Source organism: Trichocoleus sp. FACHB-591 (genome assembly GCF_014695845.1).
Taxonomy (GTDB): Bacteria; Cyanobacteriota; Cyanobacteriia; order FACHB-46; family FACHB-46; genus Trichocoleus.
Window position 1 is genome coordinate 161541 of the sequence record NZ_JACJPA010000102.1, and the last position, 13714, is coordinate 175254.

The 13714-nt window shown below is 49.8% G+C and carries 6 protein-coding genes; 4 read left to right on the forward strand and 2 right to left on the reverse strand.

Annotated features, from left to right (window positions below):
* Positions 1-51 precede the first annotated feature (51 nt).
* From rpoB to H6F90_RS20800, 3 genes are all read left to right on the forward strand, one after another.
* The gene (gene rpoB / locus H6F90_RS20790; RefSeq protein ID WP_190431415.1) at positions 52-3351 is read left to right on the forward strand and encodes a DNA-directed RNA polymerase subunit beta; all 3300 of its coding nucleotides are present in this window, start codon (positions 52-54) and stop codon (positions 3349-3351) included.
* A 124-nt stretch (positions 3352-3475) separates the two neighbouring features.
* Positions 3476-5350, forward strand: coding sequence for a DNA-directed RNA polymerase subunit gamma (locus tag H6F90_RS20795; protein ID WP_190431416.1), 1875 nt, complete (start codon positions 3476-3478; stop codon positions 5348-5350).
* A gap of 125 nt (positions 5351-5475) precedes the next feature.
* Positions 5476-9468, forward strand: coding sequence for a DNA-directed RNA polymerase subunit beta' (locus H6F90_RS20800; protein ID WP_190431419.1), 3993 nt, complete (start codon positions 5476-5478; stop codon positions 9466-9468).
* A 102-nt stretch (positions 9469-9570) separates the two neighbouring features.
* Here H6F90_RS20800 and H6F90_RS20805 read toward each other — a convergent pair whose 3' ends face one another.
* Complete coding sequence (locus H6F90_RS20805) at positions 9571-11313, reverse strand: cellulase family glycosylhydrolase (RefSeq protein ID WP_190554148.1); 1743 nt, start codon at positions 11311-11313, stop codon at positions 9571-9573.
* A 632-nt stretch (positions 11314-11945) separates the two neighbouring features.
* On the opposite strand from H6F90_RS20805, the gene H6F90_RS20810 reads away from it, so the two are divergent.
* Positions 11946-12773, forward strand: coding sequence for a hypothetical protein (locus tag H6F90_RS20810; protein WP_190554149.1), 828 nt, complete (start codon positions 11946-11948; stop codon positions 12771-12773).
* A gap of 95 nt (positions 12774-12868) precedes the next feature.
* Here H6F90_RS20810 and H6F90_RS20815 read toward each other — a convergent pair whose 3' ends face one another.
* Complete coding sequence (locus tag H6F90_RS20815) at positions 12869-13657, reverse strand: hypothetical protein (RefSeq protein WP_190554150.1); 789 nt, start codon at positions 13655-13657, stop codon at positions 12869-12871.
* Positions 13658-13714: the final 57 nt, after the last annotated feature.

Here is a 13714-nt window from a genome sequence, read left to right on the forward strand (position 1 = left end):
ATCGCATAACATCTGGGACTCGCGCTGGGCGTGACCCTCCTGAGGAGACGCATGACTAATCAGACTCAAACTGCACTGGCCTTCACCCTTCCAGATTTAGTTGAGATTCAGCGATCCAGTTTTCGCTGGTTCTTAGAAGAGGGACTCATTGAGGAGCTAGAGAGCTTCTCGCCTATTACCGATTACACGGGCAAACTGGAGTTACATTTCCTAGGTAAGAATTACAAACTGAAGCGACCCAAATACGACGTTGATGAAGCGAAGCGACGGGATGGCACTTATGCTGTCCAGATGTACGTTCCTACCCGCTTGATCAACAAAGAGACGGGTGAGATTAAAGAGCAGGAAGTTTTCATCGGTGACCTGCCTTTAATGACCGATCGTGGTACCTTCATTATTAACGGTGCTGAGCGGGTTATCGTCAATCAGATTGTTCGCAGCCCTGGCGTCTACTATAAGTCTGAAACTGACAAAAATGGTCGTCGTACCTATAATGCCAGCTTGATTCCCAACCGAGGCGCTTGGCTCAAGTTTGAGACTGACAAGAACGACTTGGTGTGGGTACGAATTGACAAAACCCGCAAACTATCTGCTCAGGTGTTGTTGAAGGCCTTAGGTCTCACCGACAACGAAATTTTTGATGCCCTGCGTCACCCAGAGTACTTCCAGAAAACGATTGAGAAGGAAGGCCAGTTTAGCGAAGAAGAAGCTTTGATGGAGCTTTACCGCAAACTGCGTCCTGGTGAACCTCCAACCGTTTCCGGAGGACAACAACTGCTGGACTCCCGCTTCTTTGATCCTAAGCGTTACGACTTGGGTCGGGTGGGTCGCTATAAGCTCAACAAGAAACTCAGACTCAATGTGGCGGATACCGTCCGAGTCCTAACGGCTCAGGATATCTTGGCGGCCATTGATTACCTGATTAACTTGGAATTTGATATCGGCAACATTGATGACATCGATCACTTGGGCAACCGTCGGGTGCGCTCTGTGGGTGAGTTGTTGCAAAATCAAGTTAGAGTCGGCCTCAACCGTTTAGAACGGATTATTCGAGAACGGATGACTGTCTCGGATGCAGATTCTCTGACGCCTGCTTCTTTGGTGAACCCCAAACCTCTCGTGGCTGCGATTAAAGAGTTCTTTGGTTCCAGCCAACTGTCTCAGTTCATGGACCAAACCAATCCTTTGGCCGAGTTGACTCACAAGCGTCGCCTCAGTGCCTTAGGCCCTGGTGGTTTAACGAGAGAGAGGGCGGGCTTTGCGGTACGGGATATTCACCCTAGCCACTACGGGCGGATTTGTCCGATTGAGACTCCAGAAGGTCCAAACGCTGGTTTGATCGGCTCCTTGGCAACTCATGCTCGCGTCAACGCCTACGGGTTCATTGAGACACCGTTTTATCCTGTGGAGACGGGATGCGTTCTGAAGGATCAGCCACCCATCTACATGACTGCAGACGAGGAAGATGATCTGCGGGTCGCTCCGGGTGATATCCCGATGGATGAGGCAGGCTACATTCAAGGTGTGACTGTTCCTGTTCGTTACCGCCAAGACTTTACGACCACTACGCCGGATCAGGTGGACTACGTGGCTGTCTCACCAGTACAGATCATTTCGGTGGCAGCTTCGTTGATTCCTTTCCTAGAGCATGATGACGCGAACCGCGCTCTGATGGGTTCTAACATGCAACGGCAAGCAGTTCCTCTGTTGCGGCCAGAGCGGCCTTTGGTGGGGACAGGTTTGGAAGCTCAGGCAGCGCGTGACTCCGGGATGGTTGTGGTCAGCCGAACCGACGGTGAAGTCACTTATGTAGCGGCTGATAAGCTGCGAGTGAGAGATCCTCAAGGTCGCGAAATTGAGTATCCCATGCAGAAGTATCAGCGCTCTAACCAAGATACCTGCTTGAATCAACGCCCCATCGTGTTTGTGGGCGATCGCGTCGTGGCAGGTCAAGTCCTAGCTGATGGTTCAGCGACCGAAGGTGGAGAATTGGCTCTAGGACAAAACGTTCTAGTGGCTTACATGCCTTGGGAAGGCTACAACTACGAGGACGCGATCCTGATCAGCGAGCGCCTGGTTTCTGATGACGTCTACACTTCAATTCACGTTGAGAAATATGAAATTGAAGCGCGTCAAACCAAGCTTGGCCCCGAAGAAATCACCCGTGAAATTCCCAACGTCGGTGAAGACTCCCTTCGCCAACTCGACGAAAGCGGCATCATTCGGATTGGCGCTTGGGTAGAAGCAGGCGACATTCTGGTTGGTAAAGTGACTCCCAAAGGAGAATCAGATCAGCCACCCGAAGAAAAGCTACTACGAGCCATCTTTGGTGAAAAAGCCAGAGATGTGCGTGATAACTCCCTGCGCGTCCCTAACGGCGAGAAAGGCCGAGTCGTGGATGTGCGAGTCTTTACCCGTGAGCAAGGAGATGAACTGCCACCGGGTGCCAACATGGTCGTGCGGGTTTATGTAGCCCAGAAGCGCAAGATCCAAGTTGGGGATAAAATGGCAGGTCGTCACGGCAATAAGGGAATTATTTCCCGCATCTTGCCGCTCGAAGACATGCCTTACTTACCGGATGGTCGTCCTGTCGATATCGTGCTCAATCCCTTGGGCGTACCTTCTCGGATGAACGTGGGCCAAGTCTTTGAATGCCTCTTGGCTTGGGCGGGAGAGAACTTGGATGCCCGCTTCAAGGTCGTGCCTTTCGACGAAATGCACGGAGCAGAGAAGTCTCGTGAAACCGTGCACGGCAAGCTTCAGGAAGCGAGCAAGCGAAAGGGACAACCTTGGTTGTTTGACCCTGACAATGCTGGCAAGACTCAAGTTTTTGACGGTCGGACTGGCGAACCTTTCGATCAACCTGTCACCATCGGTAAAGCTTACATGCTGAAGCTGGTGCACTTGGTCGATGACAAGATTCACGCTCGTTCTACTGGACCTTACTCGCTCGTCACGCAGCAACCGTTGGGTGGTAAAGCTCAACAAGGTGGTCAGCGCTTTGGGGAAATGGAAGTGTGGGCACTGGAGGCATTTGGTGCCGCCTACACCTTGCAAGAGTTGTTGACTGTGAAGTCGGATGACATGCAGGGTCGGAATGAAGCCCTCAATGCAATTGTCAAAGGGAAAGCCATTCCTCGTCCGGGAACCCCAGAATCCTTCAAGGTGTTGATGCGAGAACTCCAATCTCTCTGTTTGGATATCGCAGTCCACAAGGTAGAGACGAAGGAGGACGGCACTAGCCGAGACGTAGAGGTAGACCTAATGGCGGATGTTAACAGCCGTCGAGCCCCCTCTCGCCCCACCTACGAATCCATTTCCAGAGAAGAGCTGGAAGAAGAAGACGCTTAAGTCAATACGAGATGGGTTGCTAGAGCTAATAGTCAGTTCCTAGAGCTGGCAGCTAGCAACCTGTCACCCAGAGACTAAGCGCAACAACAGATCTCAACAATAGATACTAAGGAAGCTGCAAGCGATGCCAAAGCTAGAACAGCGATTTGACTACGTCAAAATTGGTCTGGCATCTCCGGATCGAATTCGCCAATGGGGGGAGCGGACTCTACCTAATGGGCAGGTGGTTGGTGAAGTAACGAAACCAGAAACCATCAACTACCGGACCTTGAAGCCAGAGATGGATGGTTTATTCTGTGAGCGGATCTTTGGCCCAGCTAAAGATTGGGAATGCCATTGTGGTAAGTACAAGCGAGTTCGGCATCGCGGGATCGTCTGTGAGCGTTGTGGCGTCGAAGTCACAGAATCCCGGGTGCGTCGGCATCGCATGGGCTATATCAAGCTGGCTGCCCCTGTAGCTCACGTTTGGTACCTCAAGGGGATTCCGAGCTACATGGCGATTCTACTCGATATGCCTTTACGGGATGTGGAGCAAATCGTTTACTTTAACGCCTATGTGGTGCTCAATCCAGGTAATGCAGAAAATCTAACTTATAAGCAGCTGCTGACAGAAGACCAGTGGATTGAGATTGAAGACCAAATCTACAGCGAAGACTCCCCTTTAGAAGGGGTTGAAGTTGGCATTGGAGCCGAAGCACTGCAACGGTTGCTGCAAGACATCAACTTAGAAACAGAAGCTGAGCAGCTACGTGAGGAAATTGCTACCTCCAAGGGGCAGAAGCGGGCCAAGCTGATTAAGCGGCTGCGTGTGATTGACAACTTCATCGCCACAGGTGCTCAAGCCGAGTGGATGGTGCTGTCGGTGATTCCAGTGATTCCACCCGATTTGCGGCCAATGGTGCAGTTGGATGGAGGCCGTTTTGCCACCTCTGACTTGAATGACTTATATCGGCGGGTGATCAACCGCAACAACCGTCTAGCCCGTCTACAAGAAATTCTGGCTCCTGAAATTATTGTCCGTAACGAGAAACGGATGCTTCAGGAAGCAGTAGATGCCTTGATTGACAATGGTCGTCGTGGACGAACCGTAGTAGGCGCCAACAACCGTCCTTTGAAGTCACTATCAGACATTATTGAAGGTAAGCAAGGTCGCTTCCGCCAGAACCTATTGGGTAAGCGGGTAGATTACTCTGGCCGTTCTGTGATTGTGGTAGGTCCGAAACTCAAGATCCACCAATGCGGACTGCCACGGGAAATGGCGATCGAGCTATTCCAACCTTTCGTAATTCATCGGCTGATTCGCCAAGGTTTAGTCAACAACATCAAGGCTGCAAAGAAGCTAATCCAGCGGGGCGATCCGAGCGTTTGGGATGTGCTGCAAGAAGTGATTGATGGTCACCCAGTGCTACTAAACCGAGCGCCAACCCTCCACCGCTTAGGAATTCAAGCGTTTGAGCCGATTTTGGTAGAAGGCCGTGCGATTCAATTGCACCCATTAGTTTGTCCGGCGTTTAACGCTGACTTTGATGGTGACCAAATGGCCGTTCACGTGCCACTCTCGCTAGAATCGCAAGCAGAGGCTCGGCTGTTGATGCTGGCTTCTAATAATATCTTGTCGCCAGCGACAGGTCGCCCAATTGTCACTCCGAGCCAAGATATGGTGTTGGGTTGCTATTACCTGACTGCGGAGAATCCTACTCATCAGAAGGGTTCGGGCCGTTATTTCTCTGGCTTAGATGACGCGATCACGGCCTATGAGCAGCAACAGGTTGACCTTCATGCTTACGTTTGGGTGCGCTTTGATGGTGCGATGGAATCCAATGAACCGGATACAGACCCATTAGAAGTCCAAGAGTCTACCGATGGTACGGTCACTAAGGTTTATAAGTTCCGCAGAACCCGTGAAGACGGGGAGGGGAATTTGATCTCGCAGTATATTCGGACGACTCCAGGACGAATTATTTACAACAAGACGATTCAAGACGCCTTGACTGACTAAGCTTCATGAAAGTAGAAGCTTCAATTTCGTGGCGTAAGCCTTTACAGACGTGATGAGTAGGCGCGACTTCCCAGTCGCGTCTATACGCGTCTCTTCCTGCATCAAAAGAGGGACAGAGAGCAACAATGGCAGAGCAAAATTCAAATCAAAAGCCTGAAGCACCAGTGATTTTTCGGAATCGAGTGGTTGATAAAGGACAGCTTAAGAAACTAATTTCTTGGTCTTTTACCAACTACGGTACGGCTCGGACCGCCCAGGTGGCTGACTTATTGAAGGATCTGGGCTTTCGCTACGCTACGAAGGCAGGGGTTTCAATTAGTGTAGATGACCTACAAATACCTCCAACCAAGCGAGCGCTATTGGACGCAGCGGAAGAAGAAATTCGAGAAACGGAAACCCGTTATACCCGTGGCGAGATTACCGAAGTAGAGCGCTTTCAAAAGGTGATCGATACTTGGAACGGGACGAGCGAAGAACTCAAGGATGAGGTGGTACGCCACTTCAAAACCACCAATCCGTTGAACTCGGTTTACATGATGGCCTTCTCTGGAGCCAGAGGAAACATCTCCCAGGTACGCCAGCTTGTTGGTATGCGCGGACTGATGGCTGATCCGCAAGGTGAAATCATTGACTTGCCAATTAAGACCAACTTCCGGGAAGGTTTGACCGTTACTGAATACATCATTTCCTCTTACGGGGCGCGGAAGGGACTAGTAGACACTGCGCTCAGAACCGCAGACTCTGGATATCTCACCCGTCGTCTGGTGGACGTGGCCCAGGATGTGATTATTCGCGAACTTGACTGTGGCACCCAACGGGGTATCCCAGTGCGTAGCATGACCGACGGCGATCGCGTCTTGATTCCCCTGAAAGACCGCTTGTTTGGTCGAGTGATCGCAGAGGATGTGGTGCATCCGCAAACCGGAGAAGTGGTCGCTGCTCGGAACCAAGACCTCTCGGATGACCTATGCCACATCATTGGTCAATCAGGTGTAGAAACAGTGATGGTGCGATCGCCCCTAACTTGTGAAGCGACTCGTTCTGTCTGTCAGCATTGCTATGGGTGGAGCTTGGCTCACGCTCACATGGTGGATTTGGGTGAAGCGGTTGGAATTATTGCTGCTCAATCTATTGGTGAGCCTGGAACACAGCTAACCATGCGGACTTTCCACACTGGAGGGGTATTCACTGGAGAAATGGCGCGTCAGGTGCGGGCTACCTTTGAGGGCACCATCCGCTACGCGAAGCGTTTCCGGACTCGTCCTTACCGGACCCGTCATGGAGATGAAGCTTTAATTGCGGAAAGTAATACTGATCTGATGCTGGAGTCGGGTTCTAAGAAAGAATCCTTTGCGATTCCTCAAGGTTCAACTTTGCTCGTTAAAGATGGTGAGCATGTCAAGAAGGATCAATTCTTGGCAGAAGTCCCGCTGGCAGGTCGAACTCAGCGTACCACTGAAAAGGCTAGTAAAGACGTGGCTTCAGACTTGGCTGGGGAAGTTAAGTTTGCCGACATCGTTCCCGAAGAAAAGAAAGACCGTCAAGGCAACACCACCCGAATTGCTCAAAGAGGTGGCTTGATCTGGATTCTATCGGGTGAAGTTTACAACTTGCCCCCTGGTGCCGAACCGACCGTGAAGAACGGCGATCGTGTGGATTCTAGTAGCGTCCTCGCTGAAACCAAGCTGATCACAGAGCATGGTGGAACCGTACGCCTACCTCAGCAAGAAGCTGAAGGTAAGGGCGGTCGCGAAGTTGAAATTATTACAGCTTCCGTATTGCTAGATGAAGCGCGAGTACGGGTTGAGAGCTATCAAGGCCGCGATCACTACTTAGTTGAAACCAACCACAACCAGTCGTTCTCTCTCAAAGCAACGCCTGGAACGAAGGTGACAAACAACCAAGTCGTCGCAGAATTGATCGACGATCGCTACCGGACTCAAACCGGCGGGATCATTCGCTACTCTGGCGTTGAAGTGGCGAAGCGAGGTAAGGCTAAGCAAGGCTACGAAGTGGTTCAAGGCGGTACGCTGCTTTGGATTCCTGAGGAAGCCCACGAAGTGAACAAAGATATTTCTTTGCTCCTCGTGGAGGATGGTCAGTACGTCGAAGCAGGAACAGAAGTTGTTAAAGACATCTTCTGTCAAAGCAATGGTGTGGTCGAAGTCATTCAGAAGAACGACATTCTGCGGGAAATCGTGGTCAAGCCAGGGGACTTGCACATGATTGACAATCCCGAAGAATTTATGGGCAAAGAACCCACCTTGGCTAATCCTGGGCAAGAAGTGTTACCTGGTTTAACCCTTAGCGAACTCCGCTTCCTAGAGTATGTAGAAACGCCCGAAGGTCCAGCCGTGCTCCTGCGTCCGGTTACCGAATTTGTGGTGCCAAACGAACCTTCTGTGCCGAGTCAAGCCTCAACTAGTGAAGAGTCTGGCCGTACTATTCAGCTACGTGCGGTACAACGCTTGCCTTACAAGGATGGAGAGCGGGTTAAGTCCGTAGAAGGTTTAGAATTACTTCGCACTCAGCTCGTACTAGAGATCGATCAAGATGCACCTCAATTAGCTGCTGACATTGAGCTAATTCCGGACGAGACTGATCCAGAGATTATGCGGCTCCAACTCGTGATTCTGGAATCTCTAGTGATTCGTCGAGATATTGCCGCAGACACCACTCAAGGTAGTACTCACACTCGTCTCTTGGTCAAAGATGGCGAGCAGATTGCTCCTGGTGCTGTCGTAGCGCGGACAGAAATTCAGTGTAAAGAGTCTGGTGAAGTCCGAGGGATTCGCGAAGGAGCCGAAGCGATTCGCCGAATCCTCGTGGTGAGGGATGCTGACCGAGTGGTCATTAGCACTCAAGGCAAGGCTCCCAAAGTGAAAGAAGGTGACTTACTAGTAGCTGGCACAGAAATCGCCTCTGGTACCAAGCTAGAGGAATCTGGCCAAGTCGTTGGGATAGGCGAGGGTGAAGTCACCTTACGCATTGCTCGTCCTTATCGGGTGTCTCCTGGAGCTGTACTCCACATCGATGATGGGGATCTAGTCCAGCGGGGTGACAACTTGGTGCTGCTGGTGTTTGAGCGGACGAAAACTGGAGACATCATCCAAGGTTTGCCCAGAATTGAAGAATTATTGGAAGCTCGCAAACCTAAGGAAGCTTGTGTCCTCTCAGAACGTCCTGGTACCGCACAAGTCGTCTACAGCGATGATGATGTGGCAGAAGTCAAAGTCATCGAAGCTGATGGCGTGATGACAGACTATCCCCTCGGTCCTGGTCAGAACGTGATTGTCTCCGATGGGCAGGAAGTTGGCGCATCAGAACCTCTCACGGATGGTCCTTCTAACCCCCACGAGATTTTGGAGATCGTCTTCAAGGTCAATCGCGAAACGTTGGGAGTTCATGACGCATCCTTGATTAGTTTGCAGAAGGTGCAAACCTTTTTAGTGAACGAAGTGCAGTCTGTATACCAATCCCAAGGGATTGATATTTCGGACAAACACATCGAGGTGATTGTGCGTCAGATGACTTCTAAGGCTCGCGTCGATGATGGTGGAGACACCACCATGTTGCCTGGTGAATTGGTGGAACTCTACCAAGTTCAGCAAGTAAACGAGGCAATGGCCATTACCGGGGGGGCACCTGCTGAGTACACTCCTGTGTTGTTGGGTATCACCAAGGCATCGCTCAACACGGACAGCTTTATTTCGGCGGCTAGTTTCCAAGAAACCACACGGGTGCTCACAGAAGCGGCGATCGAAGGGAAGTCTGACTGGTTGAGAGGTTTGAAGGAGAACGTGATTATTGGACGCTTGATTCCAGCGGGTACTGGTTTCAATGCTTATGAAGAAGTGGGCAGTCCCGATATTGACCTTACCTTCGATGGCACCAGTGTCTTTGATGAAGATGCGGACCTCCGAGATGTGGTCTTAGACGATCGCACTGCTCGTAGCTACGGCTTGGATGGTGCATTCGACGATCGCCCCAACTTCAGCTTCGAAAGTTTCACGGCTCCTGTTCCCGGGGATGAAAAACCAACATCCGCCATCTTGGACGATGATGAACTGATTGATGATGAGTTTACCGATGTAGTAGATGATGACGATGAAGAGTAATCTTCTTTAATCGCGCTATTCAACACATTTAGGCTTAAGTGAAACCGGAGGCTCAGGAATATCTGAGCCTCCGGTTTTTCTTTGCCACGGTAAATCTAACGACTAGAACACAGACACTTGCTGTGGTCGGTAGTCGGAGCCTGCCTTGTTGGCACAAAAACCTAGGTCAACGGTTTGATTGGGTTGTAGCACTCTTGCCCAACTCGGCGGTGTGACTTGGTATTGCGAACCTTGACGGTTGAAATTTCCGTTCCAGCTATTGTTAATGTTGGCTTGATTCATCCGAAAAGCTAACTGCCAATTCTGCACAACTTTCTGAGTTGGATTCTGGACTAGGAACCTGACGCAAAAACCACTCGCCCAATCCGACTCGATTGTCATCTTAGTTGTGAGTTGATTTTGGGTCGTTTGAGTTTTGTTAGGTGGTAACGAGGTGGGTGAGGTGACAGGCGATCGCGGAGTTGGCCGTGGAATTGGCCGCTGACTTGCCCCCGTTCGTTGCTGCTTTGCTGGGACAGCCGCACCCGTTGGTCGGAAAGTTGTGAGTGGAGAACGCGCTGTAGGTAGGAGCTGGCTCAAGAGTTTTTGCTTAGCGTCCTCAATGCTGCGCCAATCATCTTGTAAAACGCCCCCAGTATCCTTGCTATTAGGATTCCAGCTCCAGTAAGTAAAACTCAGTTGTTTCTGCTTAATAAACTCAACCAACTGTTGTTGCCAAATGCCTTCTTTAGAATTGCTGTCTACCTGCCGTCCCCCAAATTCTCCAATTAAAACTGGAGCTAGCTTCTGAGTTGCAATGTAGTGAAATCCAGTTTCCCAACGGTTGTAAAGGTTTTTAGGGAAAGTTTTTTCTGAAAACCAGGGTTGGTCGTAAACTCCAGGGCCATACTCATGAGGGGAGTAAACGAGTTGATTCTTAACTGCTAAGCGAACTGGATAACGTTTCACGCCTTCTAAGTTGCCGCCTTGCCAGTGCCTGGATAATTTTTGTCCAGGAACATTATTCTCTACTCCCTCAACGACAATCAGCCAATGAGGATTCGTCTTCAAAATGGCATTACCCGCTCGCTCAGCTGCTAGTCGCCAGTCTGTTGCTGAGTCATTGGTGCCCCAACTTGCTCGACCATGCGGTTCATTTTTTAGGTCAGCTCCAATGACATGAGGCTGATTCTTGTAACGATTTGCTAACATTTGCCAGGTGTCAATCCAATCAGCTTCGGTAAAGCCGTCGCCATACCAAAGTTCTGGAATGCGTTGATCATTCAGTTGATGACAGTCCAGTAAAATCAGTAGCCCTTGCTGTCCTGCCTCTTGAATCACGGCGTCCATAATTTCTAGAGGCGATTTACCTTGCAAGGTTTGATTGGCACCAATATTGAAGTCAATGCCACTTGCTGCGGCAGAGCGCAAAGCTTCTAGGGAGAAGGGCAGCCGAATGATGTTGTATCCTAATCCTTTGATTTGCGCCAGCATCTCACGGTAGTCCCGCGTCCAAAGACCGTGAGGGGCATGCAATTCAGTTTCGATGCCAAACCAGTTCACTCCCCGCAATAAAACTGGACGACCGACCCCATCGACAATTTGGGCTCCTCTGGTGGAGAGAGGGAGCTCGATCGCGGCACTCGCGGCTTCTAAACCTGGGTTGAACTGTAATCCCAAACTGAGACATAAACCCGCTAAAGCTAAGGACAACCACTGGAGTAAAGACCGCGATCGCCAAATTGGGGTTTGAGCGCCTAAATGGGGACGATTGGGGTTGAGTGATCGTGCCTGTTTCCAGGCAAAAATTGCTCTTTGGCAATAGCGCCCAAAAGATTTCAAAGCTAGCTGGAACAATTTGCTCATATGTTTAGTCAATAAATGGTTTAGCTATGAGCACTCAATGAGATAGCCAAAATAACCTCTTAATCGCTTCTTAACTTCTATTGAGTTAACTAATAGGTTTCATCGGTCTAACTCGATTGACTCCGCAATAACATGCAACTCGGAAGATTACAGGTTTCGACGTTAATTCAAGTCAAAGGTGTCTATTTATTGAAAGATTTACCATTCAACAATCCAGCTTCATCTAAGCTTCTTGTAGCCCTCAGCCCTTGATAAATATAGCTCTATCCTAAGAGGTACTTACCTTTTAGGGATTATTTGTATGGGCAAAATTAAGAATCTAAGCTAAGGGATATAACTTACGCAACTTCTATCAACCAAAGCGCTTAAGTAAAAAGTTCACATCTTCTTCATCACCTTCTCTGGGTGTCTTTATCAGCTCTATACGAAAGATTACCTAGATACCTATTAGTGTTTATAGAGAAGAGAAATTACTCTATGTGCTGCCTTCTAGAGTGAATTTCCTAGTTACCCACTCAGTCACTGTTTTCGATCCTGCCTGACCTAAGAACTAGGGATATTGAAACAGTAGATATACTTTCCGCTACAAAACCAACGACTTTTGAAACCCATATTTGCTTGGAGTCCCCAAAATGCCTGTATCGTCGCTTAAAAGCTTTTTATTGCCTGCTGTCCTTCTGTCTAGCACGGTGTTTTCCAGCTTGACGCTACCATTAGTTATGTTGGGTTCACAGCCAATTGATATTCGGGTTCAGCAAGAACCTGTTTTCACTGGCCAATTGAAAGATGTAGCAGCTCCTTACCTTGGTTTTGCAACGGCGCTGAGTTTGGGTGCGGGCATCGCTAGCGTAGCTGTAACTGGATGGCGGCGGTCTTCACGCAAATCGGCTCAAGTTGAAGAACAGCTATCCAGCCTCCAAGAGAATTTGCAAGTTAAAGAGAGCCAGTTAGAAGAACTAAAGTTATCCGAAGTTCGCCTAGCTGCTACAGGCCTCTCTGAATTTCTGCATGACAAGCCAGTCCAAGTGGTCACGGGAACTACGGTAGATTTGGCTCAGCCTGTCATGATTGCTCCATCAGCCATCCCCACTGCAACTGCTGAAACAGTTACGACCTCGCAGGCTGCTGTCAAAACTGATCTGTCCCGTCCTGTCTCAGTGCAAGCCGCTGTCTCCGCTCTGCATCCAGCTCAAGCTTTCCTTAGTTTTGCTCAAGCTGGGGCAACTACCGAGGAAACAGAGGTACAAGCACCCGTTGCCCATGCCCAAGTTGATGAGTTGCAAACTCAACTCAAGCAAATCATGGCTCAACTGGAAGTGTTGCAAGGAGCTTTGCACGATGTGCCTCAACTGGATGCTGCTCGTGCTAGCAGCTTCACCAGATTCCATCCCACTATGAGCTATGCTCAGCGCTCCCAAAAGGTAGAGCCAATCCGTGTTCAACAGAAAGTGGCTTCCTGACTCACACAGTTAGCTCAAGGCTACTTGATTGCCAAAGCCAAACTACTGTTTCCTCAACCCTTGATGCCGCTAGATATAACTTGAAGCAAGCGTCGTTAGCGGAGTAACTGATCAGGTGAGAGAGGAGCAGTAGTTTGGCTTGTATTGGCACTAGCGGTTGGCTTAGAGTTCGCTGGGGCTGATTTTTCAGGGGTAGTAATCTGCGAGCGATCGCCCCACCCTCCGTTGATGTCTGCTGTCGTCAGGGTGGGAGGAGTAGTTTTTCCGGTCGGTAAGGGTACGGGTAAAGCTTGACTAATCTGTAGATAACGCTGACCATCAGTAGTGAATCGCGCTAAATTACCTTCTAGTTGAATTCCTTGCTCTTGTACCTTCTGCTGAATCGTAGGCGGTTGTCCCTCTGGCTCAAACGTTGCCAGAAAGACAACATCAGGGGCGGGAGTCGTTGGAATTTTGAGTTCGGACTGGTTAATCTGCCATCCCTCGCGAAATTGGCCATTGGGTGCAACTTGCCAAAGATTGAGGGAGGTCTGCCACTTGCCTTGGTTAACCACTACGTCTTGCCGACTTAGGACGGTGTAAGTCAACTGAGATTGAAGTTGTGGTGATAAACCCCCAGTTGCTAAGGGTGCTGTTTGACTGGGAGAAAGGTAGCGGATAGCAGAGACAGTGATGCGGCTCTGGTCTGGTAAGTTTGTGTTGCCTGAGACGGAATAAACTCCCGCTCGCCCAGCAGGTTCTACTTGGAGGTTCAAATTAACCTCAGGAGGTTTAGCTTGCGAGCAACCAGTGCTAGCCAGAAGTAAGCCGCTTAAACAATAGGGTGCCGCTTCATGCCAAATTTGTTTAGCGGGCAAGATGAAATGTAAGAATTGACGTTGCATGGCGATCGCGAGTAAAAATGGGGCTATAAACGGAATAACAAATCCTATTAGTTAGTG